The following is a 20158-nucleotide window of genomic DNA, read 5'->3' on the forward strand; positions in this document are numbered from 1 at the left end:
TCAGAACTCCGTGCCCCGCGCCGCGGCGCGGAGTGCGGCCAGGTCGGCCGCGGGACTGGTCAGGATCTTCAGCAGCAGCCGTTCGTAGAGCGCCGCCATCGTCCGTGCGGTCCTCCTGGCGAACAGGTCGCCGCTGTACTCCAGGTGGCCGTGGAGCCCGGTGGGTGTCTCGCGCAGCACCAGGTTGAGGTCGGACTTCACCGGACCGTCGCCGGAGCGCACCGGCAGTGTGGCGAGGTCCGGGGCGGTGCTGTCGCGGGGCGCCGGGGCGGGGGCCGGAATGAGATTGAACATCACCTGGTACAGCGGCGAGCGGGCGGGGTCCGGGTCCTCGTCCAGGGCCTCGGCGAGGGCGGCGAACGGGACGTCCTTGTGCGCGTGGGCCTCGGCGGTGACCCGCTTGGTCTGCTCCAGCAGCTCCTCGAAGGTCCGGGCGGGTGCCACGTCCAGGCGCATCACCAGCACGTTGACGAAGTAGCCCACGAGCCGTTCGAGGTCGGGGTGCGGGCGGTTGGTCACCGGGGAGCCGATGGCCAGCTCGCGGTCCTCGGTGTACATGCCGAGCAGCACACCGAACGCCGACAGCAGGGTCATGTAGAGGGTGACGCCGCGTTCCTGGCTGTAGCGCTGGAGCTGCGCCAGGAGTTCGGCGGGGACCGTCACCTCGACCGTCGAGCCCTGGTGGGACGCGACCGGGGGACGCCGGTAGTCGGTGCGCAGGGACACGCAGGCGGGCAGGCCGGCGAGCTGCCGACGCCAGTAGGCGGTCTGCCGGTCGAGTTCGGCCGGGCCCACCGCCTCCTGCTGCCAGCGGGCGAAGTCGGCGTAGCGCAGCGGCAGTTCGGGCAGCTGCGGTTCGTCGCCGCGGGCCAGGGCGGTGTACGCGGCGTTCAGCTCGGCGAGGAGGGTGCCGGTGGACCAGCCGTCGAAGATGCCCCAGGGGCGGGTGACGACCGCGACGTGCTCGTGCTCCGACAGGGCCAGCAGGTGGACGCGGAGCATGCACCGGTCGGCCGGGAGGAACGGCCGGGCCCGCTCCGCGCGCAGCAGTTCGGCGACCGCCGCGTCCCCGTCGACCTGCTCCACGACGACGACGAACCCGCTGTCCTCGTGGACGCGCTGCACGGGGGTGCCGCCGTCGGTGTGGTAGCTGGTGCGCAGGACCGCGTGCCGTTCGACGAGCAGTTCGAAGGCGCGCGCGTAGGCCCGCCGGTCCAGCCTGCCGACGACGCGGTAGGCCATCTGCACGTTGTCGTAGGCGGAGCCCAGGTGTGCTCGCGGGTTCAGGAACCACAGCTCCCGCTGCTGCAGCGACAGCGGCGCCTCGGGGGCGGTTCCGGCGCGCGGCAGCGGGATGGGAGCCCGGTCCGGCCCGGTCGGGGGCCGCTGCTCCTGTTCGTCCAGGGCCGCTGCCATCTCGGCGACGGTGGCGCCGCCGAGGATGAGGTGCAGTGGCAGGTCGTGGCCGGTCTCCTGCTTGACCCGGATGGTCAGCCGGGTGGCGAGCAGGGAGTGGCCGCCCAGGTCGAAGAAGCCGTCCTGGAGGCCCACCCGGCTCAGGCCGAGGACGTCCGCGACGAGCCGGCACAGCTCGCGCTCGGTGCCGGTGCGCGGTGCGACGTAGGTCCCCGTGGTCACGTCGGTCTCGTCCGGGGCGGGCAGGGCCTTCTTGTCGACCTTGCCGTTGGGTGTGACGGGGAGTTCCTCCAGGGCCACGAACACGCTCGGCACCATGTAGTCGGGAAGCTTGGCGGCCAGGTGCTCCTTGAGCACGCGGGCCAGCGCCTGCCCCGTCCGGCCGATCTGCGGGGTGTTGGCCAGGCGGGAGCGGCGGTACGGCGCCCGGGCCCGGACCCGCGGCAGCTCGCCCCTGCCGAGGACCAGGTCCAGACCGTCGGGGCGGTCCTGGGACCAGGTGGCGGCGACGCGGTAGCCGAGGCTCTCGGCGTACCGGAGGGCCTCTTCCAGTTCGCGGACCGCCGCGGTGGCCGTGGCGGACAGCCGGGCGCCGGCGGGCAGCGGCTCCACCTGGTCGGCGGCGGACCGGCGGGCGAGGCCCTCGGCGACGGCGACGTCGTCCGCGATGCGCGGGTTGGCCAGGCCGGCGACGCCGAACCGTTCCGGGGCGCCCTCGTCGAGCAGTGCTCTGAGGGCCGCCGGGGTGTCGGCCTCCAGCCAGGTGGACGGCCCGTCCGGAGCGGCGGCGCCCTTGGTCAGCACCACGTCGTAGCGGTAGGCGATCATCTCGTTCTCGCCGAGTCCGCGCTTGACCCGGAGGTCGACGGCGCCGATCTCGGGGAAGCGTTCGCCGAGACCGGCGAAGAAGGTGGGGCTCACCAGGAGTTCGCCGTCCTGCCGGCGCCGGCGCCGCACCTGCTCGGCCAGCGCGGCGGCGGACAGGCGGACCGGGGTCCGGCTGCGTTCCACCGCGCCCGCGTGGGCGGAGAAGAGGTCGAGGTTGCGCACGTCGCCGACGAGGATGCGCCCGCCGTCCTCGACGAGCGGCAGGATCCGGGCGATGGCCTCCTGGAGGTACTGCCGGTTGGGGAAGTACTGCACGACGGAGTTGAGGACGACGGTGTCGAACCGATCGCCGTCCGGTGCCGTCACCGACAGGGCGTCGCCCTGGGCGAGCGTGACGTGGGACCAGCCGCGGCGCTCCGCCCCGCGGCGCACCCCGGCGAGCGCGGAGGCCGAGATGTCGACGGCGTGCACCGCCTCGCAGGCGTCGGCGTAGCGGTACAGCAGCAGTCCGGTGCCGCAGCCGATCTCCAGCAGCCGCCGGGGGCGCAGTTCCCGGATCAGGCCGACGGTGCCGTCGATCCACTCGCGCATCTCGGGCTCGGGGATGGGCTCGCCGGTGTAGCTGCTGTTCCAGCCGACGAGGTTCAGCTCGGCGTCGGTGGTGTCGGCCGCCTGGTCGGCGGCCTCGGCGTACTGGTCCTCGAAGAGCCGCTGCCACTGCTGGAGCTGCTCGGCGTTCTGCTCCTCGGCGGCGCTGTCGAGCCAGGCGTCCGTCGGGCGCACGTGGGCGATGAGCTTGCCGCCGTCGCCGTGGGCCTGGGTGGTGACGACAGCGCTGTGCACGGCGGGATGGGTGTGCAGGGCGCTCTCGATCTCGCCGAGTTCGATGCGGAATCCGCGTACCTTCACCTGGTCGTCGACGCGGCCGACGAACTCCAGGGTGCCGTCGGGGAGCCGGCGCACGAGGTCGCCGGTGCGGTACAGCCGCGCGCCGGGAGCGGGGTCGAACGGGTCGGGGACGAACCGCTCGGCGGTCAGCTCCGGGTTGTCCAGGTAGCCGCGGGCCACGCCGGCGCCGCCGACGCACAGTTCGCCGACGACCCCGCAGGGCACCAGCCGCAGCCGGTCGTCGGTGACGTGGGCGGTCGACTGCGCGATGGGCCGGCCGATCGGGATGACCGCGTCCTCGGCGAGGTCCCGGGGGATCACGTGACAGGTCGAGGCGATGCTGTTCTCGGTGGGGCCGTAGGCGTTGACGACGGTCAGCCCGGGGTGCGCGGCGTACAGCGCGCGCACGTCCTTGGCGGAGAACGCCTCGCCGCCCACGCCGAGGTAGGTCAGCGGCAGCCGCCGGTGCAGGGAGGCCTCGGTGAAGGCGGGCAGGAACGCGGCGGACAGGGCCAGCATGGTGACCCCGGACCGCTCGATGCGGTCGAGGAGCTGGACGACGTCCTTGGAGTCGCCGTCGTGCAGCACCAGCCGGGCGCCGTTCAGCAGCGGGCCGAGCACCTCCTGGGAGCCCACGTCGAAGGAGATCGACGAGTGGTGCAGGACGACGGTGCGCTCGTCGGCCGGGAAGTAGTCGGGGTTGCGCACCAGCCGGACCACGCCCCGCTGCTGCACGAGGACGCCCTTGGGCCGTCCCGTGGAGCCGGAGGTGAAGATCGCGTAGGCGAGGTGTCCGGGGGTGGTGCCCACCTCGGTGCGGGACAGGCCGGACCCGGGCCGGCCGGCGAGCACCTGGGTGCCGTCCCCGGCCAGCTCGCCGGTGTCGAGGTGCACCACCTGGCCGACGCCGTCGAGCAGCGCGGCGGGCACGTGGGACTGGCTGAGCACGATGCGGACGCCGGAGTCGCGGACGATCGTGCGGACGCGTTCCTCCGGGTAGCCCGGGTCGATGGGTACGTAGGCGCCGCCCGCCTTGAGGATGCCGAGCAGGCCGGCCACCGTCTCCGGGGACCGCTCGGCGCACAGGCCGACGAGCGTGTCGGGGCCGACGCCCTGCTCGCGCAGGTGGTGCGCCACCCGGTTGGCCCGGGCGTCGACCTCGGCGTACGTCAGGGTCCGGGTGCCGTGCTCGACGGCGACCGCGTCCGGCCGCAAGCGGACCTGCTCCTCGAACAGGTGCGCCAGGCAGCTCTCGTCCGGGTACGGCCGGCCGGTGTCGTTCCAGTCGGTCAGCAGCCTCCGGCGCTCGGGCGCGGGCAGGATGTCGACGGACAGGGCCGGGGTGCCCGCGCCGTCGTCGGTGGCGAGCGCGGAGACGATGGCGGACACGGCGGCCTCGACGTAGTCGATGACCGCTGCGACCGAGATCGAGGCGTCGGCCTGGGCGTTGAGGGACAGTTCGGCACCGGTGTCGTCGACGGACACGCCCACCGGGTAGTTGGTGCGGTCCACCGAGCCGAGCCAGCGCACGCCCTGGGCCTCGGCGCCGGGCATGCCGGTGTCGTCCTGTCCCGGTTCGAAGTGGCGGAAGTTGAGCATCGAACTGAACAGCGGGACGTCGCCGTCGAGGCCGCTGGAGCGCTGGGCCAGGATCAGCGAGGCCTGCTCGTGGGCGATCAGCTCCTTCAGGGCGGTGTCGATGTCGGACACCAGCTCGCCGACGCTCTTGCCGGCCAGCCGGACGCGCAGCGGCAGGGTGTTGATGAAGTTGCCCAGCATCCGCTCCACGCCCGGCACGCCCTGCAGCCGCCCGGACAGGACGGTGCCGAACACCACGTCGTCGAGACCGCTGCACACGGCGACCACGACGGACCAGGCCGCGTGGAACAGCGTGGCGGGGCTGGTGCGCAGCCGCTGCGCCTCGGCGCGCAGGTCGCGGGCGAGGCCCGGGGGCAGTGAGCGGCGCAGTTCGCGCACGCCGCGCCCGTCGCCGCGGACGTCGGTCAGGCCGAAGGGGGTCGTCGGCTCGGTCACGTCCGCGAGCCGGTCCCGGAAGAACGCCTCCGCCTCGCCCGCGGCCAGCTGGTGCAGGGTGTGGGCGACGAAGTCCCGGTAGGGGGCCGGCGGCGCGAGGCGCTCCAGGCGCCCCGACATGTGGATGACCAGCTCTTCGAGGATCAGCCGCAGCGAGGTGGCGTCCTCGATGAGGTGGTGGGCGCTCAGGCGCAGGAAGCGGCGGTCGGAGTGCGGGTCCTCGGCGATCAGCAGGTCGAGCAGCGGGGCGGTGGCGAGGGTCATCCGCTCCGGGTGTTCCAGCAGGGCCCGGGCCTGGGACTCGGCGTCGGCGGCGGGGTCGAGCGTGTGCCGCCGCACCGGCAGGCGGGCCTCCCGGTGGACCACCTGGACGGGTTCGGGCAGGCCGGCGGTGAGGACGGCGGTGCGCATCACGTCGTGGCGGTCGACGAGCGACTGGAGGGCGGCGACGAACCGGGTGACGGCCTCCTCGTCCTCGGCGGCGAGCAGGATCGGGATGACGTAGGGGTCGTTGTCCGGGTCGATCAGGTGGTGGAAGAGGATGCCCTCCTGCGAGGGCACGAGCGGATAGATGTCCTGCACGTTCGGGGCGCCGCCGGGCACCGTCGCCACCACCGCGTCGATCTGCTCCTGGGTGAGGTCGATCAGGGGCAGCAGGTCCGGGGTGATGCGCGCGCACCGCCGCGGTATGCGGTTCGGCGGGACGGTGTAGGCGGTGGCGGTGCCGGCCGCGTCGATCTCCTCGGCCAGGCGGGCCAGGGTGGGGGCGTCGAACACCGCGCGCACGGTGACGGCGAGGCCGTGTGCCTTGAGGCGGGCGATCAGGACGGTGATCAGCAGCGAGTGACCGCCGAGCGCGAAGAAGTTGTCCTGGGCTCCGACGCGCGCCCGGTCGAAGCCGAGCAGCTCGGCCCAGACCTCCGCGAGCAGTTGCTCGGTGCCGGGGCGCGGTGCGACGTAGGCGTGCCGGTCGTAGGCGTCGATGCCGGGCGCGGGCAGCGCCCTGCGGTCGAGCTTGCCGTTGGCGGTGACCGGGAGGGTCTCCAGGGTGACGAAGGCGCTCGGCACCATGTACTGCGGCAGGGTGCGTTCCAGGTGGGCGACGAGCGCGTCCCGGTCGGCGGCCCGGGGGCCCTCGGCGACGACATAGGCGACCAGCTGCTGGTTGCCCGGCTGGTCCTCGCGGACGACGACGGCGCAGGAGCGCACGGCGGGGTGCTGGGCCAGCCGGTGTTCGATCTCCCCGGGCTCGATCCGGAACCCGCGGAGTTTGACCTGGTCGTCGGCGCGGCCGAGGAACTCCAGGGTGCCGTCGGCGAGCCGGCGCACCAGGTCGCCCGTCTGGTACATGCGGGCGCCGGGCTCGTCGGCGAACGGGTTCGGCAGGAAGCGTTCCCCGGTCAGGTCGGGGTTGCCCAGGTAGCCGCGGGCCAGGCCGTCGCCGGCGATGTACAGCTGTCCGACGCAGCCGACGCCCTGGGGCTCCAGGGCCTCGTTGAGGACGTGCAGCTGGATGTTCTGGATGGGCCGGCCGATGGGAACGGTGTGCAGCGGCCGGTCGTCGGGGCAGGTCCAGTGGCTGACGTCGATGGCCGCCTCGGTCGGGCCGTACAGGTTGTGCAGCGGTGCCCGGTGGCGGGCGTAGTGGCGGGCGCACAGGTCGGCGGGCAGGGCTTCGCCGCTGCAGAAGACCTGGCGGACGGAGGTGCACGCGGCCCAGTCCGCCTCGTCCACGACCGAGCGGAGCATGGACGGCACGAAGTGCAGGGTGGTGACGCCGGTCTCCCGGACGAGCGAGACGAGGTAGTCGGGGTCCTTGTGGCCCTCCGGCTCGGCGACGACCAGGCGGGCGCCGGCGACCAGCGGCCAGAAGAACTCCCACACGGACACGTCGAACGTGAAGGGCGTCTTCTGGAGCACCACGTCGTCCGGGCCGAGCCGGTACTCGTTCTGCATCCACTCGATGCGGTTGACCACCGCCCGGTGCTCGACCATGACGCCCTTGGGGCGGCCGGTGGAACCGGAGGTGTAGATGACGTACGCCAGGTCGCGGGGGCCGGCCGCGGCGGGCTCGGCGACGGGCGTCTCATCGTCGGGGCCGGATATCCGGCCGTCGGTGTCGAGGGTGAGCAGCCGGCGCACGCCGGCCGGGGGCCGGCCGGCGTGCTGCGGCTGGGTCAGCACGACCTCGACGCCGGAGCTGTCGACGACGTAGGCGGTGCGTTCCGCCGGGTGGGTCGGTTCCAGCGGCAGGTAGGCGCCGCCGGCCTTGAGCACGCCGAGGATCGCGGCGACCAGTTCGGCGGAACGCTCCATGTACAGGCCCACGACGGTGTCCGGGCCGACGCCGTGGCGGCGCAGCGCGTCGGCGACGCGGCCGGCCCGGGCGTCCAGTTCGCGGTAGCTCCACTCGCGGTCGCCGAAGACCACGGCCGTGCGCTCGGGGTGGCGGGCCACCGCCTGTTCGACCAGCTCGTGCAGGCAGCGGTCGTCCGAGTAGGGGCGCCGGGTGTCGTTCCAGGCCTCGAGCACCTGGTGGCGCTCGGCCGCGTCGAGCATGCCGAGCCGGGAGATCCGCTCGCCGGGGCCGTCGGCGACCGCGGCGAGCAGCTGGGTGTAGTGGCCGACGAAGCGCTGGACGGTGGCGCGCTCGAAGAGGCTGGTGTTGTACTCGACGGCGCCGATCAGTCCGTCGGGCGTCTCCCGCAGGTCGAGGGTGACGTCGAACTTGGTGATGTCGAAGTCGAACTCGACCAGCGACACCTCCAGTTCGCCGAGCCGGACGTCGCGCTGGGTCTGCCGCTCCTGGAGCACGAACATCGTCTGGAAGACCGGTGCGTGACCGAGGCTGCGTTCCAGGCGGAGTGCGTCGACCACCGCCTCGAAGGGCACGTCCTGGTGGTCGTAGGCCTCCAGTGCCGTCTTGCGGACCCGGGCGAGGAGCTCGGCGAACGTCGGGTCGCCGGCCAGGTCGGTGCGCAGGACGAGGGTGTTGGCGAAGAAACCGATGAGGGGCTCGGTCTCCAGGCGGTTGCGGCCGGCGACGGGCGTCCCGACGGCCAGGTCGGTGTGGCCGGTGTAGCGCTGCAGGGCGATGAGGTAGACGGCGAGCAGCGTCATGTACAGGGTGACGTCGTGCCGCTCGCTCAGCTCCTGGAGCCGCCGCACGAGGCCGGGCGGGCAGCTGAACCGCTCGTGGGCGCCCTGGTAGGACTTCGTCCGCGGACGCGGCCGGTCGGCCGGGAGGGTCACACGGGCGTCCACGCCGTCAAGGCGCCGCGTCCAGTAGCCGATCTGGCGTTCCTGCACCTCGTCGTCGAGCCACTGGCGCTGCCACTCGGCGTAGTCGGCGTACTGGACGGGGAGCGGCTCCAGCGGGGACGGCCGGCCCTCGGCGTACGCCTCGTACAGGGCGACGAGGTCGGCGAGGAAGACGCCCAGGGACCAGCCGTCGGAGACGCTGTGGTGCATGGTGACCATCAGGACGTGCTCCCGCTCCGCCCGGCGCAGCAGCCTCACCCTGATCAGGCAGTCGCGCTCCAGGTCGAAGGGGGTCACCGCCTCCCGCTCGCAGACGGACCGCAGACGGGCCTCGTCGGCCGCCTCCTCGTAGGGGACGCGGAAGTCGGCACCGTCGCCGATGTGCTGGTGGGGCACGCCGTCGTGGTCCACGAACCGGGTGCGCAGCACCTCGTGCCGCCGGACGATCTCCTCCAGGGCGCGGTGCAGGGCCGGCCGGTCCAGCGGGCCGCGCAGCCGCAGCGCCGTCGGGATGTTGTAGTACGCGCTGGTCCCGTCCAGCTGGGCGAGGAACCACAGGCGCTGCTGGGCGTACGACAGCCGGACGGGCTCGTCCGGGGTACGGTCGGCGCGCGGGATGACGTCGAGCGCGGAGAGGTCGACGCCCTGCTGCTCCAGCAGCGCGCGCAGGGCACGCTGCCGCTTGGCGGGGAGCGATCTGATCTTCCGGATCAGGTCCTGCGTGCTGCCTTCGTTCACGGTGGTCATCGGGGGCCCCGGGCTCCTTGTTCTCGCGCGGCGGGCTGGCTCTCCAGAGCGTCCAGCTCTTCGTCGCTCATGCTCTCGATCAGTCCGAGGCTCTCGCGGATCCTATCGACATCGAACGGATCCCCCTGCGCCCGCACCGGAGCGCATCGCTCCAGCTCAGCGGCCATGTCGGCGAGCGTGGGGCGTTCGAAGACGGCCTGGATGGGCAGCTCCGCGCCCGCCTGCCGCTTGAGCCGGTTGACCAGTCGGGTCACCAGCAGCGAGTTGCCGCCCAGGGCGAAGAAGTTGCTGTCCACCGAGAGCCGCGAGGCGTCGGTGCGCAGCAGTTCGGCCCAGACCCCGGCGACGGCGCGCTCCGCGTCGGTGCGGGGGGCGACCAGGCGCTCGCGGCTTCGCCGCCCGCTGTCGGGGGCGGGCAGGGCGCGGCGGTCCAGCTTGCCGTTCTGGGTGAGCGGCAGCGCGTCCAGCAGGACGTGTGCGGCGGGCAGCATGTACTCGGGCAGCGCGTCGCGCAGGGCCGCCTGGACGTCGGCCAGCAGCGCGGTCTGTCCGGACCAGCGGGGCGGGGCCGGTTCGGCCGGCCGGGCGGGGCGGTCGTCGTCCTCGCGTACGGCGTAGACGTTGTACAGCGTGGTGTTCTGCAGCAGCCGGTTGTCCTGCTCGCTGACCACGCTGTAGCCGAGGGCGCGGAGCAGGGTCTCCACCTTCTCCAGCTGGCCGTCGATGTCGTGGAGTTCCACGACGAGCTGGCGGATCCTGGGCCAGTCGCGCCAGTGGATGCCCTTGAGCACCTCGTACTCGGCGTTCTCGACGTCGATCTTGAGCAGGTCGATGCGCTCGATGCCCTGCTCGGCGATGATCTCCGACAGTGTCCGCAGGCGGCAGGTGAACTGTTCGCTGTCCATACGGGCGTCCACCACCTCGTCGACCAGTTCGTCACCGGCGACGGCGCCGTCCTCGGTCAGTTCCTCCTGGTTGCGCAGGTAGGAGCGGACCATCTCGTGCGCCTGCTCGGCGGTGGTACGGCTGCTGGAGATGACGGTGTTGTGCCGGTAGAAGGTGAAGGTCTCCTCCGTGGCCTCGGCGGCCAGTCCGCAGTCGAACACCGTGGCGTCGAGCCCGTGCAGGGCGACGTTGCGCCGCAGCGAGTCGAACACCGGCGGGATGGGTTCGAAGGCGTAGATCCGGGCGCCGGGGCAGCGCAGGCCCGCGAAGAGGGTGAACAGGCCGATGTTGGCGCCCACGTCCACGATGCAGTCGCCGTCGTGCAGCGTGATGCCGTTCCTGAGGTATTCGAGGTTGGTGAAGATCTCCTCGTAGACGAAGTCGGTCTCGCTGCGGTTCTGCTGGAAGACCGTGACGCCGTTCGGCAGTTCGTACGTCCGCTCCAGCGCCTCCGGTTCCTCGCGGCCGAGCCGGATCAGCTCGCGCACCGCGTGGGCGTGGCTCGCCGAGGGCACCAGATAGGACACGAGCCGCTGGTCGTCCTCGCCGTACTCGCGGACGACCACGCGGGCGTCGTCGATGCCCGGGTGCGCGCCGAGCCGGGCCTCGATCTCGCCCAGTTCGATGCGGAAGCCGCGCACCTTGACCTGGTCGTCGTTGCGTCCGAGGTACTCCAGGGTGCCGTCGCTCTGGAGGCGGGCCAGGTCGCCGGTGCGGTACATGCGGGCGCCGGTTTCGGGGTGGAACGGGTCGTCCAGGAAGCGTTCGGCGGTCAGCTCGGGGCGGTTCAGGTAGCCGCGGGCGACGCCGGCGCCGCCGACGTACAGCTCGCCGACGGCGCCGAGGGGGGCGGGCCGGCCGTGCCGGTCCAGGACGTAGGCGCGCAGGTCGGGAATGGGCTCGCCGATGGGGCTGACGGTGCTGTCGGCGTCCGCCTCGGTCAGCGGCCGGTGGGTGACGTGCACCGTGGTCTCGGTGATGCCGTACATGTTGACCAGGGCGGTGCGGCGGTTGACGGTGCGCCGCATCCAGGGCCGCAGCGAGGTGACGTCCAGGGCCTCGCCGCCGAAGACGACGGTGCGCAGCCGGTGCGGTGCGGGGTCCTCGCCCTGGGCGGTGATGAGCTGGCGGAACGCGCTGGGCGTCTGGTTGAGCACGGTGACGCCCTCGTCGCACAGCAGCCGGTAGAAGTCCTCCGGGCTGCGCGTCGTCGTCTGCGGCACGACCACGAGGCGGCCGCCGTGCAGCAGGGCGCCCCAGATCTCCCAGACGGAGAAGTCGAAGGCGAAGGAGTGGAACAGCGTCCACACGTCGTCGCGGCCGAAGCGGAACCACGGTTCGGTGGCGGTGAACAGCCGCGTGACGTTGCGGTGCTCGACCATCACGCCCTTGGGTGTGCCGGTGGAACCGGAGGTGTAGATGACGTACGCCAGGTGTGCGGGGGTGACGCCCGTGGTGTGGGAGGGAAGGTCGGTGCCGGGCAGGTCGCGCCAGAGGGCGCCGTCGGCCCGGACGTCGACCACGGGGATGCCGGGGGCGTCGAGCCCGTCCGGGAGCGGGCCGTCGACCAGCAGGGCCCGCGGTGCGCTGTCCGTCAGCTGGTGCCGCAGCCGGTCCACCGGGGAGGCGGGATCCATCGGTACGTAGGCGCCGCCGGCCTTCAGCACGGCGAGGAGGGCCACGACGATCCCCTCGCCGCGCGGCAGGCAGAGGCCGACGAGGACGTCGGGGCCGACGCCGAGGTCGCGCAGATGGCGGGCGAGCCGGTTGGCCCGGGCGTTCAGCTCCCGGTAGCCGAGGGTGGTGCCCTCGTGGGAGAGCGCGACGGCATCGGGGGTGGCGGCGGCGGTCTCCTCGAACCACTGGTGCAGGCAGCGGCCGGCCGCCGGGTGCGGTGTCCGGTCGTCACCGCCGGTGTCGAGCAGCCGGCGGCGCAGCTCCTCCGGCAGAACCGGGACCTCCAGGGCGGGGCGGGGCTGCGCGTCGGCCAGCGCGTCCATGAGGCCCGCCATGGCGGTCTCCAGGTAGGTGATGACCAGGCCGGCGTCCTGGGCGCGGTCGATCTGCGCGTCGATCGAGAAGGAGTGGCCGAGGTCGTCCACCGACACGGCCACGGGGTAGTTGCTGCGTTCGATCACCCCGGCCAGGGAGGTGACGCCCACGCGCTCCAGTTCGGCGTCGTCGATACGGTCCCCCGCCTCCAGGTGACGGAAGTTGAAGATCGCGTTGAACAGCGGGGTGTCGCGCGGGACACCGCTGTGCCGGTGGACGGCGGCCAGCGGGGTCTGCTCGTGGGCGACGAGGTCGCGCAGCGCCCGGTCGGTCTCCTCGACCAGGTCGCGGACGTTCCGGCCGGTCAGGTCCAGGCGCACCGGAAGGGTGTTGATGAAGTTGCCCAGCATCCGCTCGATGCCCCGCGGGCCCTGGAGCCGGCCGGACATCACGGTGCCGAAGACGACGTCGTCCCGTCCGGCGCAGGCCGCCACGACCAGGGCCCAGCCCGCGTGGAACAGCGTGGCGGGGCTGACCTTCAGCTCCCTGGCGCGGGCCCGCACGCGCCGGCCCAGCTCCGCGTCGAAGGGCCGGCGCAGGTCGAGGACGCGGCGGCCGTCGCCGTGCACGTCCTGGAGGCCGAACAGGACGGTGGGCTCGGTGACATCGCCGAGCCGGGCGCCGAAGTGGGCCTCCGTGTCCAGCGTGCGGGCGCGGTGCGCGGTGTGGGCGATGAAGTCGCGGTACGGCACCGGAGCGGGCAGCTTCGACTGCCGGCCGGTGAGGTGGGCGACCAGCTCCCGGAACAGCAGGCCCAGCGAGGTGGCGTCGTCGATGAGGTGGTGCAGGTTGAGGACGGCGCTCCACCGGCCGTCCTCCGGGTCCCGGACGGCGCGCAGCCGGATCAGCGGCGCCCGGTCCAGGCGCATCGCCTGGTCCTCGGCGAGGATCCGCTGGATCTCGTCCGCCGCGGTGGCGCCCGGCGCGGGATGCCGCTCGTCCACGGTGAGTTCGGCGTGGCGGACCACGACCTGGAGGGGCTGGGGCAGTCCCTCGGTCAGCACCGCGGTGCGCAGGACGTCGTGCCGGCCGATGACCGCCTGGAGGGCGTCCGCGAACCGGTCCAGGTGGTCCCGGCTCGCGAAGGAGAAGACACCGGAGAGCACGTAGGGGTCGCGGCCGCCCTCCTTGAGGTGGTGGAAGAGCATGCCTTCCTGGAGCGCGGCCAGCGGATAGGCGTCCTGGAGGTTGGCCGCGCCCCCGGGGACGGCGGCCACCACGGTGGCCAGCTCGTCCTCGGTCAGCTCCACCAGGGGGAGCATGTCGGGGGTGATCCGGATGCAGCCTTCGGGGATGCCGCCCGCGGGAGCGGTGAACGCCTCCTCCCCGGCGCTCCGCTCGATGCCCGCGGCCAGTTCCGCGAGCGAGGCCGCGGCGAACACCGAAGAGAGGTCGCAGTGCAGGCCGGCGGAGCGCAGCCGTGCGGTGAGCTTGGGGATGAGCAGGGAGTGGCCGCCCAGCGCGAAGAAGTTGTCCTCGACACCGACGCGGCCGGCGTCGAGGCCGAGCAGCTCGGCGCAGACGGCGAGCAGGGTGCGCTCGGTGGCGGTGCGCGGGGCGACGTAGGCGCGGACGGCGTACGCGGTGGTGTCCGGGGCGGGCAGCGCCGCGCGGTCGAGCTTGCCGTTGGGGCTGAGGGGCAGAGCGTCGAGCCGAACGAGGGCGCTGGGGACCATGTGGTCCGGCAGTGCCTGCCCGAGGTGGCCGGCCAGCTCGTCGTGCAGCTCCGGGGTGAGTGCCGCGTCGTCGGCGCCGAGGACGACGTATCCGACGAGGACGTCCTCGCGGGCCGTGACGGCGCAGGCGCGTACGCGCGGATGGGTGCCCAGGCGGGCCTCGATCTCGCCGAGTTCGACGCGGAAGCCGCGCACCTTCACCTGGTTGTCGATGCGCCCGAGGAACTCCAGCACTCCGTCGGGGCGGCGGCGCACCAGGTCGCCGGTGCGGTACATGCGGGCACCGGGCTCGTCGGCGAACGGGTTCGCCACGAAGCGTTCCCGGGTCAGGTCGGGGTTGCCCAGGTAGCCGCGGGCCAGACCGGCGCCGGCGATGTGCAGTTCGCCGGGGCAGCCGACGGCGGCCAGGCCGCCCGCGGCGTCGAGGACGTGCAGCTGGATGTTCTGGATCGGCCGGCCGATGGGGACGGGACCGGACGTGTCGTCGCGCGGGCACGTCCAATGGCTCACGTCGATGGCCGCTTCCGTCGGCCCGTACAGGTTGTGCAGCGGGGCGTCGTGCACGGCGTAGTGGCGCCCGGGCAGCTCCGGCGGCAGGGCCTCGCCGCTGCAGAAGACCTGGCGGACGGTGGTGCACGCGGCCCAGCCCTCGTGCTCGACCATCAGCCGCAGCATGGAGGGCACGAAGTGCAGCGTCGTCACCCCGGTCCGCCGGACGGTCGCGACCAGGCGGTCGGGGTCCTTGTGGGCCTCCGGCTCGGCGACGACCAGGCGGGCGCCGGCGACCAGCGGCCAGACGAACTCCCACACGGACACGTCGAAGCTGAACGGCGTCTTCTGGAGCACCACGTCGTCCGGGCCGAGCCGGTACTCGTTCTGCATCCACTCGATGCGGTTGACCACCGCCCGGTGCTCGACCATGACGCCCTTGGGGCGGCCGGTGGAACCGGAGGTGTAGATCACGTACGCCAGGTCGCGGGGGCCGGCCGCGGCGGGCTCGGCGACGGACGGAAGGCCGGCCGGGTCGAGCGGGCGGCCGTCCTGGTCGAGCGGGCGGCCGTCCGGGTCGAGGTGGAGGATCTCCGGCGCCACGAGGTCGAGACGGGGCTGGGCGAGGACGAGCCGGGCGCCCGAGTCCCGCAGCATGTAGGCCAGGCGGGCCGCCGGGTAGCCCGGTTCGAGGGGCAGATAGGCACCGCCGGCCTTCATGACCGCCCACAGGGCGATCACCATCTCCGGTGACCGCTCCATGTGGACGCCGACCACCGTGTCCGGGGTGACGCCCCGCCGGCGCAGCTGGTCGGCCAGAGCGTCGGTGCGGGCGTCGAACTCGGCGTAGGTCAGGGTGCGGTCGCCGAACACCAGGGCGGTGCGGTCGGCGTGGCGTCGCACGGCGGCGGCCAGCAGGTCGGGCAGGGTCCGGTCGGCGGAGTACGGCGTCCGGGTGTCGTTCCAGTCGGCCAGCAGCCGCCGGCGCTCCTCGCCGGACAGGTGCGAGGCGTCGGCGAGCGCGCGGTCGGGGGCTTCGAGCAGGGCCTCGACGAGCTGCGTGTAGTGGCGCAGGAACCTCTCGACGTCGGCCGCGGCGAACCGGTGGGCGTCGTACTTCAGGTGCAGCGCGTGGTCGTCGGTGTTCTCGAGGACTTCGAGGTGGAGCTTGAACTCGCCTTCCTGGGAGATCTCCTCCACGAACCGCACCGCGCGGGCCAGGCCGAGGTCCAGGACCTCGTCGGCGACGTGCATCATGCGCTGGTTCTGGAAGACGTAGGAGACCTGGAAGACCGGCGAGGTGGCCGGGTCGGTCCGCAGGTTGAGGTCCCGCACCATGCGCGGGAAGGGGTAGGCGGCGTGGTCGAGTCCGTCGGCGAGGACGAGGGAGAGTTCCCGCAGGTGGGCGGCGAGGGTCAGGTCCTCGCGCGGGGCGGACCGCACCGGGAGCATGTTCACGAAGTAGCCGACGGAGTCGGCGAAGGCGAGGTCCGGGCGGCCCATCGAGGGCACGCCGACGACGAGGTCGCGTTCCCCGCTGTAGCGGTGCAGCAGCAGCTGGTACACGCCGAGGAAGAACACCGCGGGCCGTACGCCGTGGGAGGCGCACCACTGCCGCACGCGGGCGCTCGTGGGGGCCGGCAGCTGCAGGCGGGCGGTCTCTCCGGCGGGTGCGGTGCCCGGGGCGGGGTCGCGTTCGATGCCGAGGCGCAGTGTGGGCAGCGGGCCCTGGAGCGTCCTGGTCCAGAACGCGCGGTGCCGTTCGCCCTCGGGACCGGCGAGGAAGTCCTCCTCCCAGCGCACGAACGCGTCGTAGTTGTCCTGTGCGGGGCTCGTCCACCGGGTGCCGGTGCGCAGGGCCTCGTAGGCGGAGATCAGGTCGCTCAGGAAGAGCGGTGTGGAGGCGCCGTCGAACACCAGGTGGTGGAAGACGAGCAGGACGACGGTGTCCGCGCCGTCGGCCTCGAGGACATGGGCCCGCGCGAGCGGGTCCTCGGCCAGGTCGAACGGCGCCTTGGCCTGCCGGCGGGCCTCGGCGAGGAGCCGGGGGGCCGACCCGCCGGGGAACCGCTCGTGCCGGAAGTCCGCCGGGCGCTCGGGCCGCGCCTCCAGGTAGGGGGTGCCGTCCTCCGTCACCACGGCGCTGCACAGGGGGCTGTGCAGCGCGACGGCCAGCTCGAAGGCCTGCCGGAAGCGGGCGATGTCGAGCGGTGCGGCCAGGCGGAAGCAGACCGGGACGTTGTAGACGTCGGAGTCCGGCTGCAGCCTGTGCAGGAGCCACAGGCCCTTCTGTCCCTCGGACAGCGGGCGCCGGCGCCCGGGCTCGGCCTGGGGCCGCTCGTAGAAGGCGAGCACGTCGTCCGCGGAGAAGACGCCTGCCTTGAAGCCTGCGAGTATCTGGTCCTCGTTCACGCGCGCGGTGCTTCCTTCATGAGTGCCTTGAGGTCTTCGAGGCTGACGTGCCCCTGTCGGAACTGCTCCAGCGCCAGGGCCCTGGCGGCCCGGGGTCCGTGGCCCTCCTCCGGGGCCTCCGGACGTGTGCCGCCGGCCGCCGGTTCCTCCGTGCCGGACGCGGGCCCGCCCGGGTGCCGGGCCGCGAGGCGGGCGGCGAGGCGTTCGAGGGTGGCGCACTCCAGGATGTCCCGCGTGGACAGGTCCAGGCCGAGGTCGGCGCGGAGCCTGCGCTGGAGCCTGGCCCACAGGATCGAGTCCACACCGAAGCCGTGCAGGTCCTTGTCCGGCGGCAGTTCGGCGGCGGCAAGTCCGAGCGCTTCGGCGAAGAAGCCCGTGAGGTAGGCGGTGAGGTCGTCGCCGGGGGCGGTCGGGACGGTGGTGGGCGCGGTCGGGGAGACCGGTGCCTCCCGGCCCGCCGGAGCTGCCGCTGCTGCCGGAGCTGCCGGGGCCGCCGTTGCTGGCGGAGCCGCCGGAGCCGTGGTGGCCGCCGGGGTGGTCGAGGCGGTCGGTGTCGCCGCGGCGCTGCCGCGCCCGGTGCGGCCGATCCAGTGGCGGTCGCGGAGGAACGCGGTGCCCGGGAGCGGAACGAGCCTGCGGCTTCGCCCCTGGTGCAGTGCGTGCCACGGCACCTTCGCCCCGGCGGCCCACAGCGCGGCGATCCGGTCGAGGTCGCCGTCCCGGAGCAGGGCGGTGAGGAAGGCCTCTCCGTGGGCACCGGCCAGAACGGCCGACAGCGGGTGGGAGCCGCTCTCGGCGTTGCCGTGGTGGAGCGGAGCGGTGCAGGGCCGTCCGGGCTCGCCGTCGTCCAGGAAGTGCAGGAGCGCGTCCCGGAGTTCGGCCGTGGAGCCGACCACGGTGGCGAACCGCTCGGGCAGGGCCTCCCGGCCGGTCTGCAGCGTGTGGGCGAGGTCGGCCAGGTCCGTCGCGTCGTCGCGCTCCAGGAAGTCGAGCAGCCGCCGGGCCGTGGCGCGCAGCCGTTCGGGCCCCTGGGCGGACAGCGGGACCAGCTGGGCGGCGGGCCCGTCCGCCGGCTGCGGTGCCGGCGGCCGGGGTGCCGGCTGCCGGGGGGCGGCCTCGATCACCAGGCTCACGTGACTGCCGCCGGCGCCCACGGAGTTGACGAGCGCGCGCAGGGGCGTCGGGTGCCCGGAGTCCGCGCGGTCCGCCCGGCGCGGGCGCCACGCCGTCAGGTCCTCGCAGGGCTCCAGCGGGGTGTCGTCCCAGCGCAGGTTCGGGTTGGGCGCGCCCACCGCCGTGAGCGGGGTCAGCTCGCCGTGCCGCAGCTGGAGGACGACCTTGGTGAGCTGGGCGATGCCGGAGGCGGCCTCGGGATGGCCGAGGCCGGACTTCACCGAGCCGACCGCGACGGGTTCGGACACCCCGGCGAAGACCTCGCGCAGCGCGCTGACCTCCACGGCGTCCGAGAGCGCCGAACCGGCCGCCGCCGCCTCGACGTAGCCGATGGAGTCCGGGGTCGCGCCCGCCCGCTCCAGGGCGCGGCGCATGACGGCCACCTGGGTGCGGTGGCTGGGCGCCATGAAGCCGCCGCCCCGGCCCGCGTGCAGGGAGGCGCTGCCCTTGATGACGGCGTGGACGGTGTCGCCGTCGCGCACCGCCGCGGCCAGCGGCTTGAGCAGCACGGCGCCGACCGCCTCGGCCGGAAGGTACCCGTCGCCGTCGCGCAGGCTCCGGCTGCCGGGGTGGCTGCCGAGCAGCTGCGCCTGGGACAGGGCGACGTACTTGTCGGGGTGGACGGTGAGGTTGATCCCGCCGGCGATGGCGAGTTCCGCCTCACCGCGCAGCAGGTCGGCGCAGGCGAGGTGGACGGCCTGGGCCGAGGAGGAGCACATGCTGTCGACGGCGAGGCTCGGTCCCTCCAGACCGAAGAAGTACGACACCCGGTTGGCGATCATGTTGTACGAGGTGGCCGCGGTCAGCGCCGCCCGGGCGGTGTCCGACTCCTCGGCCCGGTACATCTGGTACATCGAGCCGACGTAGACCCCGACCCGGCGCCGGTAGCGCCGTTCGAGGGCCTCCTGCGTGACGCCGCTCTGTTCGAGCAGGTCCCACGCCGTCTCCAGGAACAGCCGCTGCTGCGGGTCCATCGCCTCGGCCTCGCGGGGCGAGATGCCGAAGAACAGCGGGTCGAACCGGTCGATGCCGTCCAGGAATCCGCCCCAGCGGCAGTAGCTGGTGCCCACCGCGTCCCGGTCGGCGTCGAAGAGCGCGTCGGGGTCCCAGCGGTCGCGCGGCACCTCGGTGACGCAGTCCTTGCCCGCGCGGAGGTTGGTCCAGAAGGCGTCGAGGTCCTCGGCCTGCGGGTAGCGGCCGACGACGCCGATGATCGCGACGTCCTGACCGGCTCCGGCGACGGGTGCCGGGGCCGGGGCGGACGGCACCGGTCCGGCGGCGGGTGCCGGGGCCGGGGCGGACGGCACCGGTCCGGCGGCGGGTGCCGGGGCCGGGGCGGGGGCGGTGCGCGGAGTGTGGGCCCGTGGCCGGGGCGCGGCCGGTTCCCCGACCAGGTCCCGCAGCGCGTCCGGGTGCCCGGCGACGAAGTGCGCGGCCAGTTCCCGCACGGTCTGCAGTTCGAAGAAGAGCGTCTTCGACAGGGGGCCGAAGGTCTTCTCCAGGCCGGCGATCAGGTCGGTCGCCACGACCGAGTCCATGCCGTACCGCTCCAGCGGGGTGTCGGCGTCGAGACGGCCGGGGTCGAGCTTGAGGGCCGTGGCGATCCTCCGCCGGAGGTGGCGCACCGTCCGCTCCTCGAGGCCAGCGGTCGCGGCGGCCTCGTCCGTGCCGGGCCCCGCGTCCTCCGCGACCGCTGCGGCGGTCTGCGCGGCCGGTTCGGCGGCCCTCGGCTGCGGGCGTGCGGTGTCCGTACGCTCCGTCAGCCGGGGAAGCAGGGCGTCGCGCCGGCCGGAGACGACCACGAGCCGCCCTTCGTCGAGGCCGTTGTCCCGTGCGGCGACACCGACCCGCAGGGCGTGCAGCGCGCTGTCCGTGTCGAGGGGGGCGAGGTCCATCCTCCGGAGCTGCTCCTTGGTCGCGTCGTTCACCTGCATGCCACCGTCCTCCCAGAGCGGCCAGTTGACGGAGAGGGTCGTGCCCCTGCGCAGACCGCGGTCCGCGAGCCGGTTGCGCCGGGCCGCGAACGCGTCCATGAAGGCGTTGCCGGCGGCGTAGTCGGCCTGGCCCGGGTTGCCGAAGGCGGCGCTCGTGGACGAGAAGCACAGGAACAGTTCCAGCGGCTCGTCCCGGCTCGCCTCGTCCAGGTTCACCAGCCCGCGCACCTTGGGGGCGAGCACCCGCTCGGCGTCCTGCGGTTCCTTGCAGGCGAGGAGGCCGTCGCCGATCACGCCGGCGCT

The 20158-nt window shown here is 73.5% G+C and carries 3 protein-coding genes (1 of these 3 cut by a window edge); all 3 read right to left on the reverse strand.

The window, feature by feature from the left end:
• Tightly spaced (each overlapping or abutting the next), the 3 genes in view from ACZ4VF_RS21325 to ACZ4VF_RS21335 form a layout consistent with a single transcriptional unit that may run on beyond the window.
• Positions 1-9174 (reverse strand): amino acid adenylation domain-containing protein, encoded by a 9174-nt coding sequence (locus tag ACZ4VF_RS21325; RefSeq protein WP_467927746.1) that lies wholly within the window; start codon positions 9172-9174, stop codon positions 1-3.
• Positions 9171-16748 carry an amino acid adenylation domain-containing protein gene (locus tag ACZ4VF_RS21330; protein WP_467927748.1) on the reverse strand — a complete coding sequence of 2526 codons (7578 nt, stop codon included), beginning with the start codon at positions 16746-16748 and terminating at the stop codon, positions 9171-9173. Before ACZ4VF_RS21330 ends, ACZ4VF_RS21325 begins: the two co-directional genes overlap by 4 nt.
• Positions 16745-20158, reverse strand: the 3' end of a protein-coding gene (locus ACZ4VF_RS21335) for an SDR family NAD(P)-dependent oxidoreductase (protein ID WP_467927749.1). It continues 10965 nt past the right edge of the window; the window shows 3414 of its 14379 coding nt (coding positions 10966-14379); the start codon falls outside the window, past its right edge — the gene reads right to left on this strand; the stop codon is at positions 16745-16747. The genes ACZ4VF_RS21330 and ACZ4VF_RS21335 overlap by 4 nt, the downstream gene beginning before the upstream one ends.

Source organism: Streptomyces sp. NPDC029151, from assembly GCF_055564315.1.

What these genes read in the sequence shown, in the direction of transcription:
- ACZ4VF_RS21325 (WP_467927746.1), bottom strand. Translation starts at nt 9,174, where the DNA reads ATGACCACCGTGAACGAAGGCAGCACGCAGGACCTGATCCGGAAGATC.